Origin of the sequence: Nocardia sp. CA-135953 (assembly GCF_050955735.1) — a bacterium.
GTDB lineage: Bacteria > Actinomycetota > Actinomycetes > Mycobacteriales > Mycobacteriaceae > Nocardia.
The window spans coordinates 3,566,322-3,588,469 of the sequence record NZ_CP192082.1 but is presented as its reverse complement, the minus strand read 5'-3'; the positions used below and the strand labels follow the sequence as shown (position 1 = coordinate 3,588,469).

At 65.2% G+C, this 22,148-nt stretch carries 23 protein-coding genes; 18 read left to right on the top strand and 5 right to left on the bottom strand.

Annotated elements, in window-relative coordinates; translation table 11 throughout:
- Positions 1–53: 53 nt before the first annotated feature.
- Together ACQPXH_RS16590 and ACQPXH_RS16585 are read right to left on the bottom strand one after the other, a co-directional pair.
- Positions 54–422, bottom strand: a complete 369-nt coding sequence (locus ACQPXH_RS16590) for an NADH-quinone oxidoreductase subunit A (RefSeq protein ID WP_433603210.1) — start codon at positions 420–422, stop codon at positions 54–56.
- Positions 423–839: 417 nt separating this feature from the next.
- On the bottom strand, positions 840–1,250 hold the full coding sequence (locus tag ACQPXH_RS16585; RefSeq protein WP_433603209.1) for an Rv3143 family two-component system response regulator: 411 nt from the start codon (positions 1,248–1,250) through the stop codon (positions 840–842).
- A gap of 154 nt (positions 1,251–1,404) precedes the next feature.
- Here ACQPXH_RS16585 and ACQPXH_RS16580 point away from each other — a divergent pair, with 154 nt between their 5' ends.
- Genes ACQPXH_RS16580 through ACQPXH_RS16570 form a run of 3 tightly spaced genes read left to right on the top strand, consistent with a single transcriptional unit; the run spans position 1,405 to position 4,862 of the window.
- Positions 1,405–2,946, top strand: coding sequence for a hypothetical protein (locus ACQPXH_RS16580; protein WP_433603208.1), 1,542 nt, complete (start codon positions 1,405–1,407; stop codon positions 2,944–2,946).
- 3 nt (positions 2,947–2,949) lie between these two features.
- Positions 2,950–3,393, top strand: coding sequence for a hypothetical protein (locus ACQPXH_RS16575; RefSeq protein ID WP_433603207.1), 444 nt, complete (start codon positions 2,950–2,952; stop codon positions 3,391–3,393).
- The gene (locus ACQPXH_RS16570) at positions 3,390–4,862 is read left to right on the top strand and encodes a hypothetical protein (RefSeq protein WP_433603206.1); all 1,473 of its coding nucleotides are present in this window, start codon (positions 3,390–3,392) and stop codon (positions 4,860–4,862) included. Before ACQPXH_RS16575 ends, ACQPXH_RS16570 begins: the two co-directional genes overlap by 4 nt.
- Before the next feature lie 314 nt (positions 4,863–5,176).
- On the opposite strand, the gene ACQPXH_RS16565 is transcribed toward ACQPXH_RS16570, so the two are convergent.
- The gene (locus ACQPXH_RS16565) at positions 5,177–6,043 is read right to left on the bottom strand and encodes a LysR family transcriptional regulator (protein ID WP_433603205.1); all 867 of its coding nucleotides are present in this window, start codon (positions 6,041–6,043) and stop codon (positions 5,177–5,179) included.
- A gap of 237 nt (positions 6,044–6,280) precedes the next feature.
- On the opposite strand from ACQPXH_RS16565, the gene ACQPXH_RS16560 reads away from it, so the two are divergent.
- From ACQPXH_RS16560 to ACQPXH_RS16530, 7 genes are all read left to right on the top strand, one after another.
- Positions 6,281–7,723 carry a form I ribulose bisphosphate carboxylase large subunit gene (locus ACQPXH_RS16560; RefSeq protein WP_433603204.1) on the top strand — a complete coding sequence of 481 codons (1,443 nt, stop codon included), beginning with the start codon at positions 6,281–6,283 and terminating at the stop codon, positions 7,721–7,723.
- An 18-nt stretch (positions 7,724–7,741) separates the two neighbouring features.
- On the top strand, positions 7,742–8,164 hold the full coding sequence (locus ACQPXH_RS16555) for a ribulose bisphosphate carboxylase small subunit (RefSeq protein ID WP_433603203.1): 423 nt from the start codon (positions 7,742–7,744) through the stop codon (positions 8,162–8,164).
- A gap of 61 nt (positions 8,165–8,225) precedes the next feature.
- The gene (locus ACQPXH_RS16550; RefSeq protein ID WP_433603202.1) at positions 8,226–9,167 is read left to right on the top strand and encodes an AAA family ATPase; all 942 of its coding nucleotides are present in this window, start codon (positions 8,226–8,228) and stop codon (positions 9,165–9,167) included.
- A gap of 15 nt (positions 9,168–9,182) precedes the next feature.
- Entirely contained in the window at positions 9,183–10,247 is a 1,065-nt protein-coding gene (locus ACQPXH_RS16545) for a class 1 fructose-bisphosphatase (RefSeq protein ID WP_433603201.1), read from the top strand.
- A 16-nt stretch (positions 10,248–10,263) separates the two neighbouring features.
- Positions 10,264–11,142: a phosphoribulokinase gene (locus ACQPXH_RS16540; protein WP_433527080.1), complete on the top strand. Its 879-nt coding sequence runs from the start codon at positions 10,264–10,266 to the stop codon at positions 11,140–11,142.
- A gap of 120 nt (positions 11,143–11,262) precedes the next feature.
- Positions 11,263–12,429 carry a thiolase family protein gene (locus ACQPXH_RS16535; RefSeq protein WP_433603200.1) on the top strand — a complete coding sequence of 389 codons (1,167 nt, stop codon included), beginning with the start codon at positions 11,263–11,265 and terminating at the stop codon, positions 12,427–12,429.
- A 78-nt stretch (positions 12,430–12,507) separates the two neighbouring features.
- A complete protein-coding gene (locus tag ACQPXH_RS16530; protein ID WP_433603199.1) occupies positions 12,508–13,104 on the top strand; it encodes a Uma2 family endonuclease in 597 nt (198 codons plus the stop codon).
- An 8-nt stretch (positions 13,105–13,112) separates the two neighbouring features.
- On the opposite strand, the gene ACQPXH_RS16525 is transcribed toward ACQPXH_RS16530, so the two are convergent.
- Together ACQPXH_RS16525 and dinB are read right to left on the bottom strand one after the other, a co-directional pair.
- Positions 13,113–13,487 (bottom strand): PLD nuclease N-terminal domain-containing protein, encoded by a 375-nt coding sequence (locus ACQPXH_RS16525; protein ID WP_433603198.1) that lies wholly within the window; start codon positions 13,485–13,487, stop codon positions 13,113–13,115.
- A gap of 120 nt (positions 13,488–13,607) precedes the next feature.
- Positions 13,608–14,861, bottom strand: coding sequence for a DNA polymerase IV (gene dinB, locus ACQPXH_RS16520; protein ID WP_433603197.1), 1,254 nt, complete (start codon positions 14,859–14,861; stop codon positions 13,608–13,610).
- Between the two features lie 126 nt (positions 14,862–14,987).
- On the opposite strand from dinB, the gene ACQPXH_RS16515 reads away from it, so the two are divergent.
- The 8 genes from ACQPXH_RS16515 (at position 14,988) to ACQPXH_RS16480 (ending at position 21,788) form a co-directional block, all read left to right on the top strand.
- Positions 14,988–15,392, top strand: coding sequence for a Fur family transcriptional regulator (locus tag ACQPXH_RS16515; protein ID WP_433603484.1), 405 nt, complete (start codon positions 14,988–14,990; stop codon positions 15,390–15,392).
- 35 nt (positions 15,393–15,427) lie between these two features.
- Positions 15,428–17,659, top strand: coding sequence for a catalase/peroxidase HPI (gene katG / locus ACQPXH_RS16510; RefSeq protein WP_433603196.1), 2,232 nt, complete (start codon positions 15,428–15,430; stop codon positions 17,657–17,659).
- The gene (locus ACQPXH_RS16505) at positions 17,617–17,904 is read left to right on the top strand and encodes a BBE domain-containing protein (protein ID WP_433603195.1); all 288 of its coding nucleotides are present in this window, start codon (positions 17,617–17,619) and stop codon (positions 17,902–17,904) included. Before katG ends, ACQPXH_RS16505 begins: the two co-directional genes overlap by 43 nt.
- Positions 17,905–17,977: 73 nt before the next feature.
- Positions 17,978–18,358: a BlaI/MecI/CopY family transcriptional regulator gene (locus ACQPXH_RS16500; protein ID WP_040690485.1), complete on the top strand. Its 381-nt coding sequence runs from the start codon at positions 17,978–17,980 to the stop codon at positions 18,356–18,358.
- Complete coding sequence (locus tag ACQPXH_RS16495) at positions 18,355–19,302, top strand: M56 family metallopeptidase (RefSeq protein ID WP_433603194.1); 948 nt, start codon at positions 18,355–18,357, stop codon at positions 19,300–19,302. Before ACQPXH_RS16500 ends, ACQPXH_RS16495 begins: the two co-directional genes overlap by 4 nt.
- A 65-nt stretch (positions 19,303–19,367) precedes the next feature.
- A complete protein-coding gene (locus tag ACQPXH_RS16490; RefSeq protein WP_433603193.1) occupies positions 19,368–20,480 on the top strand; it encodes a winged helix DNA-binding domain-containing protein in 1,113 nt (370 codons plus the stop codon).
- Between the two features lie 354 nt (positions 20,481–20,834).
- Complete coding sequence (locus ACQPXH_RS16485) at positions 20,835–21,251, top strand: NUDIX hydrolase (protein WP_433603192.1); 417 nt, start codon at positions 20,835–20,837, stop codon at positions 21,249–21,251.
- A 39-nt stretch (positions 21,252–21,290) separates the two neighbouring features.
- Positions 21,291–21,788: a sensor domain-containing protein gene (locus ACQPXH_RS16480; protein ID WP_433603191.1), complete on the top strand. Its 498-nt coding sequence runs from the start codon at positions 21,291–21,293 to the stop codon at positions 21,786–21,788.
- Positions 21,789–22,148 lie beyond the last annotated feature (360 nt).

The following is a 22,148-nucleotide window of genomic DNA, read 5'->3' as shown; positions in this document are numbered from 1 at the left end:
GTGCGTACGGCCCGACGCGGCGAAATGCCTTGTGGACCAATGCGTATGGGCGATCAGTCCCAGCTGAGACCGCCGCGGCGCCATTCGTAGGCGTAGGCCACCGAGACGTTGAAGATGAACAGCGCCATCGCGGCGAGACCGAAGAGACCGAGCGCATCGAAGTGGACAGCCCACGGGTAGAGGAACACGATCTCGATATCGAAGATGATGAACAGCATCGCGGTGAGGTAGTACTTCACCGGAAATCGTTGTCCGGTAATGTTTCCCGGCCCACCCGCGACGGCGTGCGGTGTCGGTTCGATGCCGCACTCGTAGGCCTCCTGTTTGGCCCGGTTGTAGCGCTTGGGGCCGACCAGGGCCGAGAGAATGACGGAGAACACCGCGAACGCGGCGGCGACCGCGCCGAGGACCAGAGTGGGCATCTCGATATTCACGACTGCACTTCCCCTCCTTGCGAGCTGTAGCTGGCGGTTGGGCGTCATGTCCCCCGACAGCGGCCCGGGGATGTGATGGTCGGCGTCGGAATCATGACGGCAGCTTCCGAGGCGGGCTGACGTCGTTGTCCGCCTCGGTCAGACTCGCCTCATGGCCTGCTCGCACCGCGCGGGTCCGTCATATCGAGGCCCGCGCCCATGTGAGCTACGGCACAGCCTACAACTGACGCGACGGTTCGACCGTTTATTCGATTGGGGTCTTTGATCGAAAACGGGACTGCTATATATGACTGAATCGGGGGTAATCCGACCCGTCGGATCGCTAAGTGATTGCGCTGTCACGTGACAGCGAAGTGCCCGCGTCCTCGGGGCGCGGGCACGATGTGACGGATGGGGAAGATGAGGTCAGGCTGCCGGTCGGTTGTGTAAAACCGCGACGACGGCCTCGGTGAGCCGGATCGGATCGATCGGATGGGCCACGGCGGCCTCGGCGCGCGACCAGTTCGCGAGCCAGGCATCGTCGGGGCGACCGGTGAGCACCAGAACCGGTGGGCACTGGTCGATCTCGTCTTTGAGCTGTTTGGCAATACCGAGCCCACCCGCCGGGGCGGATTCCCCGTCCAGGATGGCCAGATCGATACCGCCCGCATCCATCTGCTCGATGACCACGGGCGCGGTCGCCACCTCGAGGTATTCGAAAGCCGGCAGCTCGGGGTGCGGGTGTCTGCCCAGTGCCAGCATTACTTGGCGCCGAGTATCGGCGTCGTTGCTGTAGACCAGGACCCGCAGTGGGGTGGAACGAATCGCGTCGGCCACGCAGGGATGGTACGTCGGGGCGGGGGTGCGGCGTGGCAGGTTGGCGCAGATTGCTCAGCGCGCGTCGCGTTGTCGCCGGTCGGCGGCGTGGAATGCGTGCGGGGGCAAGGTAATCGAAAGCGGTTGCTAAGTTTCGGCCGGTAGCATCCCGAAAATGCGGGGAGATATCACGCGCGAACTCGTCGAAACCGACGTGTGGACCGACGAGATGGTGGGCCGGGCGGGCATTCCGGTGGTGGATGTTCCGTTCGTGACCATCGGCAGCGGGATCGGTTCCTTCGTCACCTACGACACCTTGCGGATCTACGGCGTTGCGGCGGCAGCGATGGCGGTGCTCGGGCCGCAGGAGGTGCCGTGGTCGTCCTATGAGTATCTGACGCGGGTGTCGCAGATTCCGCGCCGGGAGCGATTGCGCAGCGACTCGGCTTCGATGCCGGACAATATCTGGGGCTTTCCGTCCTATGCGGTGCGCGAGGCGCTGGCGGAGAAAACGATCCGACCGCTGTGGAATGTGTTCACCGAGCCGATCTTCAGCAATTACTACACGCCCAGGGCGGGGCAGGCGTTCGTCGCGATGGACCGGGAGTTCCATCGGATCGGATATGCGGGTTCGTTGCACAGAGGGCATGTGCGCATGGTGCGCAAACGCTATGGCGGTGGGTATTTCAGCGTCCTGACTCCGCCCGCCGGTGCGGCCCCGACCAAGCGGATCGCCTTTCGCAGTACATACGTCCATGTGGGTGTGGGTTATCCGGGGCTGAAGTTATTGCCGGATCTGCAGGAATATCGGGAGCGGTACCGGGATCCGACGCGCGTGGTCAATGCGTATGAACCGCATGAGCACGTCTATCAGGCACTACAGCGCAGGGCGGGGAAGGTGATGATCCGCGGCAGCGGGATCGTGGCCAGTCGGGTGCTGCAACGGCTCATCGATGACCGGGACAAACTGCGGCTGAATACCCAGATCCTGCATTTGTTTCGGCACTATGTGGCCGCCGCGCACGGACCGAATATTTTCAGTCGACGCACGGGCGGCGACGGATGGTCGTATCAGGGATTCAACTATCCGAAGTCGGTATGGGGCGGCCAGCTCAAGGCGAAAATGCGCACGCTGCAAGGGGAGCAACGCGCGCAGGCCTACCAGGAGATGGGCGGGACCAACACCCCGGTGCGCTCGAATTGGCAGGAGCAGCTGCGGCGCGGGCGTAAGGAGGGGTGGTACCAGGTTATGGCGGGCAGTGCGCGCGATCTGCGGCCCGTGCGGGGGCAGGGCGGGGTGATCACGACGATCGTGCCGGATCCCACTGCGGCGCTGCCGTTTCCGCCGCCTACCCAGCCCTTCGACATCTCGGCCGATTACATAATCGACTGCACTGGGCTGGAGGCCGATGTGCGCGAACATCGGTTGCTGGCGGATCTGCTGGATCATGCCGGTGCCGGTCGTAATCCGGTGGGGCGCATGGATGTGGCGACCACCTTCGAGTTGATCGGCACGCGAAGTGGCAGCGGACGCATCTATGCATCAGGTAGTGCGACGCTGGGTGGACCGTTTCCGGGAGTGGACACTTTCCTGGGATTGCAGATCGCGGCGCAGGAGATCGCGGACGATCTTGCGGCGCTGGGTTTCTGCCGGCGGATGGGGCCGCTGCGGTCGACTCGGCAATGGTGGTTGTGGGCGACGAACAAGAAGATCTGATCGATGCTGCTTACCTTGAACGGGCGGATTCAGACCCGCATACTCGTGCTCGGCGTTATCGGCTTGCTGGTCGCGGTGATCATTACGCCGGTCTTGCCGACCGGATCGCTGTCACTCGGCAATGCCTATCGGGTGACGTTGTCGGTGCTGCTGGCGACCGTGCTCGTCGGCGTATTGTGGGAATTGCTCTACCATTTTCTGCAGCAATTCCGGTGGGAGAAGGACTGGCCCACGCTGTTCGGCTTCTGGACCGTGATCAACGAGGCGGCGCTGATGTGGGTCCTCGTAGACCATACGACCATTGTGCTGCCGCGCGCACTGCATCCGTCACTGACAGCATTCCTCATCCAGTTCATCGTGACGTGGATCGTGTTCTGGCTCGTCGTGAACGGGCCGATGCGCGTGGTATTCCATCGCTGGCGGTTCCAGGGTGGGCGGTTCTTATGAGTCCGCAGCTCGAGGTGCTGTCTGGCGGCACGCATCTGATCACGAACAGTGGCGGCGTCGTACTGGTCGTTGCACACCGGTCGGATGCTGGGGCCGAATCGGATGCTGGGGCCGAAGCCGAATCGCCTGCGGCACAAACGCTGGCCGCCCTACTCGAGCTGGTGCGCGAGGCAAGCGCGCAGGAGCAACCACGCACCGGACGCAGATTCGCACGACTTGCCACTAACTGGTTGATGGGTCTGGACGAGGAGGACCAAGTCGAATTCGGGGTGATCACACCGAGCACGGCGGGAGTGGCGTTATTTCTGCACGGCGGTGTGACGGCGGTGCTGGAGACCTCGGGGCGCGCGGAAGTACTGCATGGCAGGGATGCGGGATTCACGGTCGACCGTGTGGTGATTCCGGCACCCGCTATCGGGATCGGGCTGTTCGTGGACGAGGACGCGGCGACAGCGTCTGCGTTACCGAGCCGCGGTATCGCCCGACTCGGCGAGGGAACGGTGCCCGGGTCCGGGGCAGTGCTGTGGTTCGGTGCGCACGCGTCAGCTCCTCGCGTATCGGCCGCGCTGCAGCCCGCCGGCACCCGGCCCGCGGGATCAGACATCGGCGGAGTCGGGGTCGGGTCGCCGCAGGACGCGTCATGGACGGAAGCAGTGAGAGTGGTGTCGGCGGTCCGGGTCGAGGATGCGGAACGGGGCGAACTCCCGGGGCCGCCGGTTGACCTGGTCGGTCCGGTAGCGAATCGGTCCGAAGGTGAGGTCGCGCCGCAGCCGGAGAGTGGTGCGGTGCAGCCGCCCATCGGGGGCGGATCGGCGGGGAAGGCGGCACCCTGGGAGCGTGCGTCCGCGATGGGCGTGGGAAATCTACCGCCGAGGGGGGCGGTTTCGGCTGCCGGGGAGCGGCGGCGAGTCGGGCTCCAGAAGAGATCCGAGATCGGTGTACCGGAGCCCGTTGCACCACTGGAAAACGGGATGGCATCTGGGCAGGGCAGTGGTAGGGCCGTTGTTCGGGGGTTCATGTGTTCGCGGCAGCATTTGAACGATCCGCGGGTGTCGTTCTGCGCGGTGTGTGGGATTCGGATGGATCAGCTGACCTGCGTGTTGACCGAAGGAGTGCGGCCACCGCTGGGGTTGCTCATGCTCGATGACGGGACGTCGTTCGTACTCGACAACGACATCGTCCTCGGGCGGGAACCCGAACTTGCCGAGGCGGCGCGGCGCGGTGCGCGGCCGATCCGGTTGCCGGACAGCTCGGGCGCGATGTCGCGGGCGCATATGGAGGTTCGGCTGGTCGAATGGGATGTCGCCGTTGTCGACCAGGGCTCGGCCAACGGCACCTACATTCGCATGCCAGGCCAGCAGGAATGGCTCCGCGCCGTGCCGAACCAACTGACCACCCTGGCCGCCGGTGCCCAGATCCTGCTCGGGGGCCGCATCCTCACTTTCGACTCCCAGCACAGCCAGTTCTGAAACCGCGCGAAACCCTGCATGTGCTTCGCAGTGCAGCTGTGGGGTCAGCTCCGCCCGTAGTTGTCGTGCCCCCTGTCGGGGCAGGGTGCACCGCTGGCGTGGCGATGCCATCCGATAGAATTCGGGCGGGAATCGGGTCACGTGGAACGTGATATTTCACGGGTTCGTAACAGCGAAACGTGCTGCTGAGCGGCTGTTCGGTCCACAATCAACCCAATGGCGGATTCATCGCCGACAACCTGCGCGATCATTTCGATCGCCAGTCGGGTGGAGTCCGGGTGTCGTACCCCCGGGCTCCACCGCCCGGGGGTGTGCTAGCCGGGGTGGAAGGCGTGAGCGCCCACTTCGGCCGGATCGAGGATGTGGGCGAGGAAGAGGCGGGTTGTGGGGGTGGGGGTGCGAGTGGTGACGGCGTGCCACGGACGATCCATGGGCGTGCCGTCGACCGGAAGTACTTGCAGCAGACCTGATTCCAGGTCTTGGGCCAGGGCATCGGTGTGGATGAGGGTCACGCCCAAACCTTCGCGGGCGGCGGCCAGTACCGCACCGTGGCTGCCCAGGGTGAGGGTGGGCGGGGAGATTTCGAGGCGGTCGATGAGGCTGAGAGTGGCGTCCCGGGTTCCGGAGCCGCGACCGCGTAGCAGCCAGGTGCTGCGCAGCGGATCGGGACAATCGGGCCTCCCGACGACCACGAGCTGACTGGGGCGACGGGCTCGGATCACCAGCCCGGTGTCGCGTGGTGGGCGGCCCGCGATGACGAGATCCGTTTCGTGGTGGTGCAATTCGAGGAACAGCACATCGCGCGGATGCACCGATAGGCTCAGTTCGATATCCGGATAACGGTTCCGGAATGACGCCAGCGGCCCCAGCAGCACATACTCACCCGCGGTGGCGACCACACCGATCCGCAGCTTGCCGGTTTCGGCCCGGCGCACCGCGGCATTGGCCTCCTTCATCAGGCCGAGGATGGTGCGGCAGTAGTCGGAGTAGATGCGCCCGGCCTCGGTGAGCGCGATACCGCGCCCGGCCTTCGCGATGAGCTTTGCCCCGAGCTGCTTTTCGATGTGCGCGACCGCCGCGGAGACGGCGGCCTCGGTGATGTGCAGCTGGGCTGCGGCGCGGCGAATGCTGCCGTGGCGAGCCACGGCCAGGAATGTTTCCATCCTTGCCGCACTCACCATGCCCACAATTCGACGGTATCAAACTCAATGAATCCGTTGAGTATTCCGAGGAACAATCAAATTGTTTGTCATCGGCAACGCCGTCATCCTTGAACTCAGTAGGCGTCCACCCCACGTCTCAGGCGCAGCATCCCGCACACCACCCGAGCCGAGGTGTCCTGCTCGATATCCGGGCGCGGGTGCCTCGCGCAACAGTTCCCGAGCGCGGATCACCCGCAAGAACCGAGCGGAGCAATGATGACCGACGAAACCGAACCCAACCGCTGGGATCCGGGTGTCCACTCCTACGCCTCGATGGGTTACTACGCCCCGGATTATGTACCCAAGGATACCGATGTCCTCGCCGTCTTCCGGGTGACCCCGCAGAAGGGCGTGGACCCGATCGAAGCCGCGGCCGCCGTGGCGGGCGAATCATCCACTGCCACATGGACTGTCGTATGGACCGACCGACTCACCGCGCACGACCGCTATCAGGCCAAGTGCTACCGCATCGATGAGGTTCCCGGCCGCCCCGGCGAGTACTTCGCCTATATCGCCTACGATCTCGACCTCTTCGAAGAGGGGTCGATCACCAACCTCACCTCCTCGATCATCGGCAATGTCTTCGGCTTCAAGCCGCTGCTGGCACTGCGCCTGGAGGATATGCGGATTCCGGTGGCCTATGTCAAAACCTTCCAGGGCCCGCCGCACGGCACCGTGATGGAGCGCGAGTACCTGAACAAATACGGCAGGCCGCTGCTCGGTGCGACGGTGAAGCCGAAACTCGGCCTGTCCGCGCGAAATTACGGTCGGGTGATCTACGAGGCGTGCAAGGGTGGCCTGGATTTCACCAAGGACGACGAGAACATCAACTCCCAGCCGTTCATGCGTTGGCGCGACAGGTATCTGTTCGCCATGGAGGGTGTCAACCGTGCCACGGCCGAAACCGGTGAGATCAAAGGCCACTACCTCAATGTCACCGCGGCGACCATGGAGGATATGTACGAGCGCGCCGAGTTCGCCAAGCAGCTGGGCAGCGTCGTGATCATGATGGACCTGACGGTGGGATTCACCGCCATGCAGTCGATGTCGCACTGGGCGCGGCGTAACGGCGTGCTGCTGCACCTGCATCGGGCCGGGCACTCCACCTATACGCGGCAGAAGACGCACGGCGTGAGCTTCCGGGTATTGGCCAAATGGTGCCGGCTGATCGGCGTCGATCACCTGCACGCGGGCACCGTGGTCGGCAAGCTCGAGGGCGATCCGGCGACCACCAGGGGCTTCTACGACACGCTGCGGGAGAACCACATTCCCACCAACCCGGGCAACGGCATCTTCTTCGACCAGTATTGGGCCAGCCTCGGGGGTGTCATGCCGGTCGCCTCCGGCGGCATCCACGCCGGCCAGATGCACCAGTTGCTCGACCTTTTCGGCGATGACGTGGTTTTGCAATTCGGCGGCGGCACCATCGGCCATCCGCTCGGCATCGCCGCGGGGGCGGAGGCGAATCGGGTGGCGTTGGAGGCGGTGGTGAAGGCCCGCAACGAGGGTCGCGATTTGCTGAAGGAAGGTCCGGATGTGCTACGCAAGGCCGCCGAGATCTGCCGCCCGCTCGATGTCGCGCTCTCGACCTGGGGCGATATCACCTTCGACTACACCTCCACCGACGCGCCGGATGCCGTGCCGACGGCCAGCCACTGAACGACAGGACTTCGGCACATGTATCTGCGCCACGGAACCTTCTCGTATCTGCCCGAACTCACCGACGCCGAGATCGCGGCTCAGGTGCGTTACGCCCTGCTCAACAACTGGCCGGTGTCCATCGAATACACCGATGATCCGCACCCCCGCAACGCCTACTGGGAGATGTGGGGGCTGCCGCTGTTCGATCTCGATGAACCCGACGGTGTGCTCGCCGAGATCGACGCATGCCGCGATACCTTCCCGCGACACTACATTCGGGTTCTCGCCTATGACGCCCGCTACGGCAGGCAGACCACCGCGTTGAGTTTTCTGGTCCAGCGTCCCGTCGACGAGCCCGGATTCGTGTTGACCCGCACCGAGGGACCGGACCGGCGCCAGACCTACGGTCTGCGCTCGTATGCCACCGACGAAAGGCCGGGTAGCCGGTATGGCGGCTGAAAGGTCGAGCGCGGCAAACGGTTTCCGATTGCACCGGCCCGGTGTGGACGACAGTAGGGCGGTGCCGGCGGACGCACCGCCGGCGGAGCTGCTGGCTGAGGATGCGGTGCTGGATCTGTCCAGCGATATCGCGGGCAATGACGTCGCGGACGTATTGACCAGGCTCGATGCCGAACTCGTCGGTTTGGCGAATGTGAAGCGGCGGGTGCGTGAGATCGCGGCGCTGCTGCTGATCGATCGGGCCAGGCAGCGCTTCGGCCTGCAAGCGTCTCGGCCGACCATGCATATGAGTTTCACCGGCGGCCCCGGCACCGGCAAAACCACCGTCGCCCTGCGGATGGCCGAGATGCTGCATGCGCTGGGCTATGTCCGTAAACCCAAGGTGCACACGGTAACTCGTGACGATCTGGTCGGCCAGTTCATCGGACACACCGCACCCAAAACCAAGGAGGCCCTGGCCAAGGCGGCCGGGGGAGTGCTGTTCATCGACGAGGCCTACTACCTGTTCCGCCCGGAGAACGAACGCGATTACGGACAGGAAGTCATCGAAATCCTGCTGCAGGAGATGGAGAGCGAGCGCACCAGCCTGGTGGTGATCTTCGCGGGCTATCCGGATCGGATGGACAAGTTCTTCTCGGCGAATCCGGGACTGTCCTCGCGGGTGGCCCATCACCTGGAATTCAGCGACTACACCCACGACGAGTTGGTGCGCATCGCCGAACTCATGGTGGCACGGGACAACTTCCGGCTCGACGACACCGGATACGCCGCCTTCGGTGAATATCTCACGCTGCGAATGAGCCGTCCCCGATTCTCCAACGCGCGCAGCGTGCGCAATGCCCTGGACCGCTGCCGGTTACGGCAGGCCGAACGGCTGGTCGAGCTGCGGCGACCGCTCACCAAGACCGACCTGATCACACTGACCGACCGAGATATCTACGGCAGCAGTGTCTTCGGGACAGGACAGCAGCCGGATGGGCCGACCGCGAGGTCGCCCGCGTGACGAGATCGAGAACTCATGCCAGAAGGACTGAAGACCCTCACCCGATACACGATCGAGGAGGAGCACCGGCATCCCGGATCGTCCGGTGAATTCTCCGCTCTGGTGAATGTCGTCGCGACCGCGACCAAAATCATCGCCAACCAGGTGACCAGGGGTGCCATCGTCGGCTCGCTGGGCGCCTCCGAACCCGATAACCTGCCGCCGTCGGTGCACCGCAAACTCGACGCCATCGCCAATGACATCATGGTGGCCGAGACCCAATGGACGGGGCATCTGTCGGCGCTGTTGTCGGAGCAGATGACCGATATCCATCCGGTGCCCGACGTGCACCGGCGCGGCAAATATCTGCTCGCCTTCGATCCGTTGGACGGATCCTCGAATATCGATGTAAATCTGCCCGTCGGAACGATTTTCAGTGTGCTGCGGGCACCGGAGAACAGTGCGCCGACTACGGCGGACTTCTTGCAGCCGGGGGTGCGTCAGGTCTGCGCGGGATTCACGCTGTACGGGCCGGCGACCATGCTGGTGCTCACCACCGGCAGTGGCGTCGACGGATTCACCCTGGATCGGGAGATCGGTGCTTTCGTATTGACCCACCCGCGGATGCGAATCCCGGAGGATACTTCGGGATTCGCGATCAATGCCGCCAATGAGCGGTTCTGGGAACGGCCGGTGCGGCGGTATGTCCACGAATGTCTCGACGGTGTGGACGGGCCACGGGGTCGGGACTTCAATATGCGCTGGGTCGCGTCATTGGTCGCCGACACCTTCCACATCCTCACTCGCGGCGGGGTCTACCTCTATCCATACGACACCCGGCGGCCGGGGCGGGTGTCGTTGCTGTACGGCGCGAATCCGATCGCCTACATCGTCGAACAGGCAGGGGGCTGGGCGACCACCGGCGGTGATCGAGTGCTGGAGGCTATGCCCGAGCAGGTGCACCAGCAGGTGCCGCTGATCTTCGGTTCGCGCAATGAGGTCGCGCGGATCGAGCGCTATCACAGCGAGCCCGAGGAAGGGCCCAGCTTCGACAGTTCACTGTTCGGGTCGCGGTCGCTGTTCCGTCCGGCCGGGCGCTGACAATCGAGGAGATGTCATGTCGGTCAAACATCCCGTCGTCGCCATTACCGGCTCATCCGGTGCGGGCACGACCAGTGTCACGCGGACCTTTCAGGAGGTATTCCGCCGCGAAGGCATCAATGCGGCGATCGTGGAGGGGGATTCGTTCCATCGCTACGACCGCAACGAGATGAAGCTCGCGATGGCCGAGGCGGAGCAGAGCCACAATCGCACCTTCTCCCATTTCGGTGAGGACGCGAATCTATTGAAAGAGCTGGAGACGCTGTTCCGTGACTACGGTGAGACCGGCGTCGGATCGGTGCGGAAATACCTGCACGACGAGCTGGAAGCCAAACCCTATGGGCAACCCGCAGGTACCTTCACGCCATGGGAGGATCTGACGCCGGGCAGCGATCTGCTGTTCTACGAGGGATTACACGGCGCCGCCGTCACCGATTCGGTGAATGTCGCGCAGTACGCCGATCTGCTGGTCGGGGTCGTGCCGATCGTCAACCTCGAATGGATCCAGAAGGTGATCCGGGACAAGACCGAACGCGGCTATTCCAGTGAGGCCGTCATCGATACGATCCTGCGTCGCATGCCCGACTACGTGAAATACATCTGCCCCCAGTTCTCCCACACCTACGTCAACTTCCAGCGCGTCCCTACGGTGGACACCTCGAACCCCTTCATCGCCCGCACCATCCCCACCGCGGACGAAAGTTTCGTCGTCATCCGCTTCGCCGACCCGAAGGTCATCGACTTCCCCTACCTGCTGTCCATGCTGCACGACTCCTTCATGTCCCGCCCCAACTGCATCGTCGTCCCCGGCGGGAAGATGGATCTGGCCATGCAACTCATCTTCACCCCGCTGATCCTGCGGTTGATGGACAAGCGCCCCAAGCGTTCTCGCTGATCGGTGTAGCGGTTCGCGGGTGCGCCCACCGGGGGTCGCGGAGGTGAAGCGGGGCGGCGTACAGTGTCATAAGTTAATCGTCGTTCGCGCGAACGATCGAAGAAACAGTAGGGAGCCGTCATGACATCCGCGGTCATCGTCGACGTTGTTCGCACACCGTCCGGGAAAGGGAAAGCCGGTGGTGGGCTGTCGGATGTGCACCCGGCGACACTGCTGGCCGATGTGCTGCGGACGCTGATCGAGCGCAATGACCTGGATCCGGCACTGGTCGATGATGTGATCGGCGGTTGCGTCACCCAGAGTGGTGAGCAGGCGTTCAATATTTCGCGCACCGCCGTGCTGGCCGCCGGGTTCCCGGAGTCCGTGCCCGCAACCACTGTCGACCGGCAGTGTGGATCCAGCCAGCAGGCCGCGCATTTCGCGGCGCAGGGAGTGATCGCCAAGGCCTACGACGTCGCGATCGCCTGCGGTGTGGAGTCGATGAGCCGGGTTCCGATGTTCTCCAACGCCCAGGGTAAGGACGCCAACCGCGGTCCGCTGGCCCGCCGCTTCCCGGAAGGTCTTATCGGACAGGGCGTTTCGGCCGAAATCATCACCCAGCGCTGGAAACTGGACCGCGAGACGCTCGATGCCTTCGCTGCGCGCTCGCACCGGTTGGCCGCTGAAACCGCCGCGGCAGGCGGGTTCGACAATGAACTCGTCGCCGCGGGCACGCTCACCGCCGATGAGACCATCCGCCCGAGCACCACCGCCGAAGGTCTGGCCGGACTTCGCCCCGCCTTCGCCGACAAGGAGCTCGAGGCGCGCTTCCCGGAAATCGAATGGTCCATCACCCCGGGCAATTCATCTCCGCTCACCGATGGCGCATCGGCCGCCCTGATCATGAGCGAGGAAAGGGCGAACGCTCTCGGTCTGCGCCCGCGCGCCCGCTTCCACTCCTTCGCGGTCACCGGCGACGACCCGCTGCTCATGCTCACCGCCGTCATCCCCGCGACCCGCAAGGTCCTCGCGCGCGTCGGGCTGACCATCGATGACATCGATGCCTACGAAGTGAACGAAGCCTTCGCCCCCGTCCCCCTGGTCTGGCAGCACGACCTCGACGCCGACCCCGGCAAACTCAACCCCCGCGGCGGGGCCATCGCCCTCGGTCACCCCCTTGGGGCCTCCGGCACCCGCATCCTCGCCACCCTGGTCAACCACCTCGAGCAGTCCGAAGGTCACTACGGTCTGATGACCATGTGCGAAGCAGGCGGCCTCGCCAACGCCACCATCATCGAACGCCTCTGAGCTACATCGATGGTTGCCTCGGTCCTGCCGCGTAGCATGACCGGTGACCTGATGACCCGTTCGCGAGTGAGGCAACCTGTGACCGTACTTCCGGTGTGGGCCGACGACCCCAGGGCATTAGAGATCTCGGAGGCGGAGTACGACCAACTGCCCGATGATCTGCGCAAGCTGATCGAGGTGATCGACGGCAATATAATCCGGTGTCAGAGCGGCTCGGCCGAGCACAGTGATGTTGCGCGTCGTTTGGCGAACAAACTCGAAGGCGCCAAACCCGCGGATCCGTGCGCCAGAGTGTCGACGGACATCGACCTGCACTTCGCCAGGCGGCGAAATCGCCAGCAGGGCTTCTCATTTCGTCGTCCCTATGTAACTGTGTGCCGCTGCGTCGAGCGTGGGACGAAGGTGACGACCGGCGACGCCCTCCTGGTTGTCGAAGTCGTTTCCCCTGGGTCGGTGTACACCGACACTGTCGACAAGCTCGCCGAATATGCCTACGAAGGCATTCCTGTCTATCTCGTCGTCCATCTTGACGCCAACCTCTATGTGAAGATGATTCAGGAATACCGGCTCGACTGGGCCGCGCGTGTGTACCGATTGGCCGAGACCCATCAGGAGATCGTCATCCTGGAAAGCCCCTTCGCCGTGAGCATTCCGTTTGCTGAACTCGACGGCTGAGAGAACATCTACAGATCGCCTTGTTCGCAGCGCTGGTCCAGGGCGCGCTGGCGCTCTTCCTCTTGGCGGCGGGCCTCACGGCGCTGGGATTCGGCGCGTTCACGCAGGCCGCGCAGGAAAGCTTCGTCATCGTCCGGATTCTGCGGGAGGTAGCGGCCGGGCCGATCGTATTCGGCGTAGCGGGTGGTGGAACGCGGGCCGCCTTCATACAGTGGGCGGCCCGCGAATAGCGACAACAGTGCGCCCACGGTCGGCACCAGGATGACGATGAGCCATGCCAGCTTCGGCAGTTTCCGGATGCCCGCATCGGTGCAGGTGATGATGTCGACCAGGCAGTAGACCCACAGGGCCGATGTGATCAGGCCGAGTACTGCGTATGGCATCGAAATCTCCTCGGGCGCACGGAAAACGGCTATGGCCTGCTCATCCGTGGTTTCCGAAAGTTCGATATTCACCCCCGCTGAACCGGCCTGCACGGAGGGTGCACGGTGCGTTCGAGCGCATCAGTCCGGCAGCAGCGGAACCGAGAGGCCCTCGCCGCGACCGATGAGGGCGGCGCGGGTGACGGCGGCCGAACCGAAGCGGCGGCGCAGATCGTCGAGGGTTGCATCGAGAGTATTGGTGGCGCGGGGTTCCAACGGCAGGGTGAGTTGGACGGCATCGGCGTTGTCGAGGTTGGTCAGTGCCAGACCGATGAGGGTGAGGCCGCGCTCCTGGATCATGGGCATCGCGGTGCTGAGCAAGGCGCGCGCGGCGTGGAGGATGGTTTCGGTGCGATCGGTGGCCTCGGGCAGGGTGTGCGAGCGGGTGGCGCGGGTGAAATCGTCGAAACGCATGCGCAGCACCACGGTTCGGGTCACCCGGTCGGCTGCGCGCAATCGGCGGCCGAGGCGATCGGTGAGGCCGTGCAGGTAGGCCTCGATCTCGTCGGGTGCTCGGTGCCGTCGACCGAGTGCGCGTTGCGCGCCGATGGAGCGGCGGCGCACGCCGGTTTCGACGCGACGCGGGTCGCGCGCCCAGGACAGTGCGTACAGGTGCCGGGCCGCCGCGGGTCCGAGGATGGCACGCAACGGTGATTCACCGAGTTCGGCGAGCTGTCCGATCCGGGTGATGCCGTGTTCGCGCAGGGTGCGGGAGGTGACCTCGCCGACGCCCCATAGTCGTTCGATCGGCAGCGGATGCAGGAAATCGAGTTCGAGTTCCGGCGGCACCAGGCGCAAACCATCGGGTTTGCCGACCGCGCTGGCCACCTTCGCCAGGAATTTCGTCCGCGCGATACCGACCGAAATCGGCAGCCCGACCTGCTCGCGCACCGCTTCCCGCAACCGCCGCCCGATCGCGACCGGCTCGCCCGCGATCCGCCGCAGCCCACCCACATCGAGGAACGCCTCATCGATCGAAATGCCCTCGACTACCGGCGTCGTGTTGTGGAAGACCTCGAAGACCGCCTTGCTCGCTTCGGCGTAGGCCGACATGCGCGGCGGTACCACGATCGCCTGCGGGCAAAGCCGCAGCGCCGCACCACCATTCATCGGGGTACGCACCCCGAACGCCTTCGCCTCATAGCTCGCCGCCAGCACAACGCCGCCCCCGACGATCACCGGCCGCCCCCGCAGCCGCGGATTATCGCGCTGTTCCACCGAGGCATAGAACGAGTCGAGGTCCGCGTGCAGGATCGACGCCTCGGCCCGCGCCTCGATCCGCGGCCGTCGAGAACGCGACGCAAGTGTCGGGTGGGCGGAGTCGGACACGAACATATGTTCGCATAGATTGCCCGGTAGTGCGTCAAGGTTGCTGCCACTCCCGACGGCGCGGCGATGCTTGACTCGTTCCAGAAAGCGGACGAGACTCTGGGCGTGTCCACGGCCACGGAATTCCAGCAGATGCTGCGGGGAGTTTCGCTTCGCGTGACCGCTCCGCGTATCGCGGTATTGAGTGCGGTGCACGACCATCCACACGCCGACACGGATTCGATCATCCGCGCCGTGCGATCTCGCCTGTCAGCGGTGTCGCACCAGGCGGTGTACGACTCGTTGCGCGTGCTCACCGCCGCGGGCCTGCTTCGATGCATTCAGCCGTCCGGCTCGGTCGCGCGGTACGAAACACGGGTCGGTGACAATCACCATCACGTCGTATGTCGGGTGTGCGGATCGATCGCCGATGTCGACTGCGCGGTCGGTGCGGCCCCGTGCTTGAGCGCGTCCGACGACCGCGGCTTCGCCATCGACGAGGCCGAGGTCATCTATTGGGGCATGTGTCCCGATTGCGCCGCATCCCACGCCGATTGATCACGCAGCCGCTTACCTATTCAGGAAGGAATGTCATGACATCAGACAGCCACCCAGCCACTCCTGAGACCGGAACTCGAAGCGTAAGCGAGAGCGAAAACCCGGCCATCCCGTCCCCGACTCCGAAGACCGACCATCGCCCTCGCACCAACAAGGACTGGTGGCCCGAGCAGATCGATGTCTCGATGCTGCACGCACATTCGTCCAAGTCCAACCCGCTGGGCGAGGATTTCGATTACGCCGAAGAGTTCGAGAAGCTCGATGTCGACGCGCTGAAGGCTGATGTCGCCGCGGTCATGACCGACTCGCAGGACTGGTGGCCCGCGGACTACGGCAACTACGGTGGCCTGTTCATCCGGATGAGCTGGCACGCGGCGGGCACGTACCGGATAGCCGACGGGCGCGGCGGCGGCGGCCAGGGCGCACAGCGCTTCGCGCCGCTGAACAGCTGGCCGGACAACGCCAGTCTGGACAAGGCGCGTCGGCTGCTGTGGCCGGTCAAGCAGAAGTACGGCAACAAGATCTCCTGGGCCGACCTGTTGGTGTTCGCCGGGAATGTCGCTCTCGAATCGATGGGATTCCAGACCTTCGGCTTCGGCTTCGGCCGCCCTGATATCTGGGAGCCGGAAGAGGTGTACTGGGGCCCGGAGGACACCTGGCTCGGCGACGAGCGCTACAGCGGTGACCGAGATCTGGCGAAACCTTTCGGGGCTGTCCAGATGGGTCTGATCTATGTGAATCCGGAAGGGCCCAACGGCCGCCCGGATCCGGTGGCCGCCGCGCGGGACATCCGAGAAACATTCGGTCGGATGGCGATGAACGACGAGGAGACCGCCGCGCTGATCGTCGGCGGCCACAGTTTCGGCAAGACCCATGGTGCGGGCGATGCCGACCTGGTCGGCCCCGAACCCGAAGCGGCCCCGCTCGAACAGCAGGGCCTGGGCTGGAAGAGTGCGTACGGTTCCGGCAAAGGTAAAGACGCCATCACCAGCGGTCTCGAGGTTGTCTGGACCGCAACTCCGACCAAGTGGGGCAACGGCTTCCTGCAGAACCTGTACGGCTACGAGTGGGAGCTGACAAAAAGCCCGGCCGGGGCGTGGCAGTACAAGCCGAAGGGCGGTGCGGGCGAGGGTGCCATTCCGGATCCGTTCGGCGGGCCCGCCCGAACCCCGACCATGCTGACTACGGACCTGTCGCTGCGGGAAGATCCGATCTATCGGGAGATCACCCGCCGCTGGCTGGATCACCCGGAGGAACTGACCGAGGCGTTCGCCAAGGCGTGGTACAAGCTGCTGCACCGTGACATGGGGCCGGTCAGCCGCTACCTCGGGCCATGGGTTCCCGAGCCACAGCTCTGGCAGGATCCGGTTCCGGCCGTAGACCATGAACTGATCGATGACCAGGACATCGCGGCGCTGAAGCGCAACATCCTCGATTCCGGCCTCTCGGTCGCGCAGCTGGTAAAGACTGCGTGGGCGGCGGCGGCGAACTTCCGCAGCACCGACAAGCGCGGCGGCGCCAATGGCGCCCGGATTCGGCTCGAGCCCCAAAAGGATTGGGAGGTCAACGAACCCGCCGAGTTGGCGAAGGTACTTCCGGTGCTCGAGCAGGTCCAGCAGGAGTTCAACGGTTCGGCCGCCGGCGGCAAGAAGGTCTCGCTGGCCGACCTGATCATCCTCGCCGGGTCAGCGGCGGTCGAGAAGGCGGCCAAGGACGCCGGCCACGACATCGCGGTGCCGTTCACCCCCGGCCGGACCGACGCCACGCAGGAGAACACCGATGTGGAATCGTTCGCGGTGCTCGAACCGCGAGCGGACGGGTTCCGCAACTACGTGCGGTCCGGCGAGAAGGCCCGGCTGGAGCGTCTGCTGCTCGACCGCGCGTACATGCTCGACGTGACCGCTCCGGAGATGACAGTACTGGTCGGCGGCCTGCGCGCCCTGGGCGCCAATTACAGCGACAGCAAGCACGGTGTGCTCACCGAGCGGCCGGGCCGGTTGACGAATGACTTCTTCGTCAACCTGCTCGACATGCGGACGGAATGGAAGGCGTCCGAGTCCGCGGAGAACGTCTACGAAGGTCTCGACCGGTCCTCCGGTCGGCCCAAGTGGACGGCTACCGCGAACGACCTGATCTTCGGCTCGCACTCGGTGTTGCGCGCGATAGCCGAGGTTTATGCGCAGCAGGACGCGGCGGAGAGGTTCGTGAACGACTTCGTCGCCGCGTGGGTGAAGGTGGTCGAAAACGATCGGTTCGACCTCGCCTGATCTCGGCGCGGGCGTGGCAGCACCGTAGCGCGTCAAGCCTGTTTCGCCGCGAGTTCGATCACGGTGACATCGGCTCCGACGTCGACGGCGCCCACGTCGATGTGTGCAATGCCGCCGCCTTGGATTGGCGCGAGTACTACGGCGCCAACTGCGAATGGCTACGTCGGGTGAGGGTCCGATACGACCCGCACAAGGTGTTCAGCTTTGAGCAGAGCTTGTCGCTATCGCGAGAATCTACGGTATGACTACGTAGCAATCGGCCGAGCCAGCTACCCTGAGACGTCAGAGATGTCCAATAGTCGATGAGGAGACGACATCGTGCGCGGATTCGGGGATTTGGAGGCGGTGATCATGGACCGCATTTGGGATCGGGACGCGGAGACCACAACGGTCCGCGAAATCTTCGACGAACTGGCCGCCGAGCGCGGTATTGCCTACACCACGGTCATGTCGACCATGGACAATCTGCACCGCAAGGGCTGGTTGGCGCGCGAACGCGCGGGCAAGGCATATCGATATTGGCCGACGCTGACCCGCGAGGAACACAGCGCGCGGCTCATGCTCGAAGCGCTCGGCTCTGGTGGGCGCTCGGATCTGGTGCTCAGCCATTTCGTTGATCGGATCAGTGAGGAGGAGTCGGCCGGACTGCGTGCCGCGCTGCGCCGGCTGACCTCGCGCAAAACCCCAGAGGCGCCGTGAACGTAGCCGTCAGCCTGACGATCTACGGCAGCTTGGTGGCCACCTTCGGCCCGACCGTGCTGCGCAGACTGACCCGGCGCGGCGTCGCGCCCCGGCTCGGGGTACTCGCCTGGCTGGTCGCCATCGCGGGCGCACTGGGTGCGTGGGTCATCACGGCCGCCATACTGGTCGTCGAATTCGCCACCTACCGGCATCCATCCGATATGCTGCGCGACTGCTGTAACGCGCTGGCCCGACCGTTGCGCCTGCACGGTGGCCTGCTAGTCCAAATGGGCACCCTGACCTGCGCGGCGCTGGTCGCCGTCGCGCTCCTCGGCATCCTGGCACACGCCGCACGGGCGATGCTGTATATGCGACGCAAAACCATCGCACACGGACGCGCGGTTCGCATGGTCGGTCGTCGCGTTCCCGGCGTCGGTGCGGTCGTGCTGGATTCGCCGGAGCGCCAAGCCTATTGCGTGGCCGGACGGCCCGACACCATCGTCGTCACCAGCGCGGCCGTCGACGCGCTGACCGAGAAGCAGCTCGCCGCGGTGCTCGCCCATGAGCACGCACATCTGAGCGAGCGGCATGCCGGACTGCTCCGATTCCTGCGCGGCATCGCGATCACGCTGCCCGGGATGCGTCTGGTGACCGACGGTGTGCACGAAATCGGCCGACTACTCGAGATGTGCGCCGACGATACTGCGGCGCGCACGCACGGCCGGGAGCCGCTGCTCGGGGGCCTGCTCGCGATCGTCGGCGCGACCGAACCGCTTCCGGTCGGCGCGTTGAGCGCCGCGGCCACCGCCGTACTGGATCGGGCCGAGCGCTTGGTCGCACCGGTCGGCGCGGTGCGTCGCGCGACGAACCGGACCGCATTGCTGGCCGTGATGGCGGCGACCGTAGTGGGTCTTCTCGAGATCGCGGTCGGAGTACTGTTCTGCAGCACAGTGCTGGGATGAATCCGGTACTGCACCGGACCCGGTAAGGGGTTGGGTCCGGTCGGTTGAACTGAGGAGGGGCATAGGTGCACGTCACCTGGGATCAGGTTTTCACTTGGCGGCTGCGCAGACAATTCGTCGCGTCACCCGACGATGTCGGGGTCGCCCAGGTCGTCGAGCGGCTGTGCGGTGTGCAGGCTCAGGTGACCGCGGCCGCGGATCTCGCGGTGGCGCTGCGGCGCAGTAATCCCGATCCTGGTGCGCTACTACCGGAGTTGGCGGCGGGCACGCTGATGAAGACCTGGGCCATGCGTGGAACATTGCACGCGCTCGCCCCCGATATGGCGGCCGCAATCCTGTCCATGATCGGCTCCGCCCGGACCTGGGAAAAGCCCGCCTGGCAGCGCACCTTCGGAGCGTCGCCTGCGGAGGTCGCGGCGCTGGCCGATGCGGTGGCGCAGGTGCTCGACGGCGTGGTGCTCAGCCGGGACGAACTGGTCGAAGCGCTGGTCGCCGAACCCGCATTCCATCGGCTCGGCGAGGAATTGCGCTCCGGCTGGGGTGCGCTGCTCAAGCCGCTGGCCTGGCAGGGGGCACTGTGTCATGGTCCGGCACAAGGTAATCGGGTCACCTTCACCAGCCCGGCCCATCTGATCAACGGTTGGCGCGGCCTACCCGAACCCGATGCCGCCGCGCCCTTGGCCATTACCGGCTACCTCGGCGCGTACGGCCCGGCGACCCCGGAAACGTTCGACGCCTGGCTCAGCCGCAACAGCCTGAAGAAGACGACGGTGCGCCGGTGGTTCTCCGAACTCGGGGACGCACTCACCGAGGTCGATATCGCGGGCCGGCGCGCCTACATACTCACCGAACACGCCGACGAACTTGCCGCCACGCAACCGAACGGCACTTCGGTACACCTGCTGGGCGCCTTCGACCAATACGTTCTCGGACCGGGCACCGGCGACACCGAACTGCTCCGCACCGAACATCGCGCGCGGGTGAGTAGGGCAGCGGGCTGGATCTCTCCCGTCCTGGTCATCGACGGCCGCATCGCGGGCACCTGGGAGAGCATCGCCGACGATCTGTCGGTCACAACCTTCGACGGCACATTGCCCCCGACTCGCGACCTCGAAGCCGCCGCAGACCACGTCGCCGCAGCCATGGGCCACACCGGATTCACCGTCCGCGTGGCGTAGAGCGACCACTCTGGTCATGGTCACCACAGGGGGAGGCGAGGATTCAGCCAGAATGGCCGGATGAGCCCATCGTCAACACTGTCCACCCCCGAAATCACTGAAACTCGCTGCCCGCCTTGGTTTCCAACCGATCAGCACCTTCGAAGCCTTCGGCGAGCAGCAGACCCTGGCGACTGCCCGCCTATATGCCTACAGATGAGCTCATGCTGTGAACGGTCTGCGCCGAATGCGGCGAGCGGGTATGCGGGCGGGACCTGCGCCCCGTCGACGGGCCCGGCGCGGTGGGCGGGCGCTCCATCCTGCCCGCCGACCTCCTGCACGCCCACTGATCAATACGTCCATTAGGCTGCGGCGGTGGCGGATGGGCGAGTGCGGAAGCTGATCGACACGGTCGCGTGGGTACGCATCGAAGACGGCCGCATCCTGTGCGCGCGTCCGAAGGGCAGGGACATTTTCTATATTCCGGGCGGCAAACGCGAAGGCGCGGAGTCGGATCTGCAGACGCTGCTGCGTGAGATCGAAGAGGAACTGACCGTCGTGCTGCTTCCGGAAACCGTCGCCCACGTCGGCACCTACGAGGCCGCACTGCACGGACCCGCCAGCGATGTGGTCGTCCGGATGAGCTGCTACACCGCCGACTACCGCGGCATCCTCGCGGCAAGCAGTGAGATCGAAGAGGTTGCCTGGTTCTCCTATGCGGATCGCGCGCTGGTGCCGCCGGTCGATCAACTGCTGTTCGACGACCTGGTCGATGCGGGCCGATTGGCCTGAGGTGCCCGCGCATCCGCCGCGCGGGATACGGTCGATGGCATGACCACGGTTCGCTCACTGCTGCGTTGGGCCGCATACGCGTTGGTTGCGCCGGTGATCGGTCTGGGCCCCATAGCGAGCCGGTTTCGGGTACCGCGCCGGTTGCTGGGCATTTTCATCGCGCCGCGAGATTCCCTGGCGGTGCGTGCGGTCGCGCATTCGGTGCTGGCCGGCGTGGTTGGCCTGCTGACCTGGTTTCTCGCCTTCCTGGCAACAATCGCGGCGGTGCGCGGAATCTTCTATCCGCTCATCGCGGACAACGATCTCGAGCACTCGTGGGGCGGTCCGACGCTGGCCGGGGCCTGGGCAGTACACGCACTGCTCGGGGTCGGGCTCCTACCCGTATGGGGACTGGCGCTGGCCGGGCTCGGTGCGGTGCAGGTGCGCCTGACTCGCCGGTTGCTCGGTCGGCGCGGTCCCTGGTGGCCGATTCCGGTATCGCTGCTGCTGGCCATCGGTGGCGCGCTGCTCTTCGTCTCATGGTTGCATCAAGCCTGAATGCGGCACCAACTTTCCAAGGTAGCCCGCACCGGTCCCGAACCGGGTCCACTCAACCGTGCTCACTGTGACGCGGTCGCCGAGTCATGGCGTTGGCTTCGAGCATGAAGTTCCATACCGACCGCGATGCCGAGAAAACCCGTGCCGCAGTCCGTTTCGACGTCGAGACCCGCGATATCGACCCGATGAGGATCCGGCGCCGACCCCTGGAAGGAATGCGCGAGCACCGTGAATGGTGTCCGGATCGTGGTGGGGCCGGTGGAGCGTGCGGGCACTTGGCTCGTCACCCCGCGAAGCGGCGCTCGGTGAACACACCGAACGCCGACTCGTCGGCTGCCTCGACGACTGGAAGGTCGACGG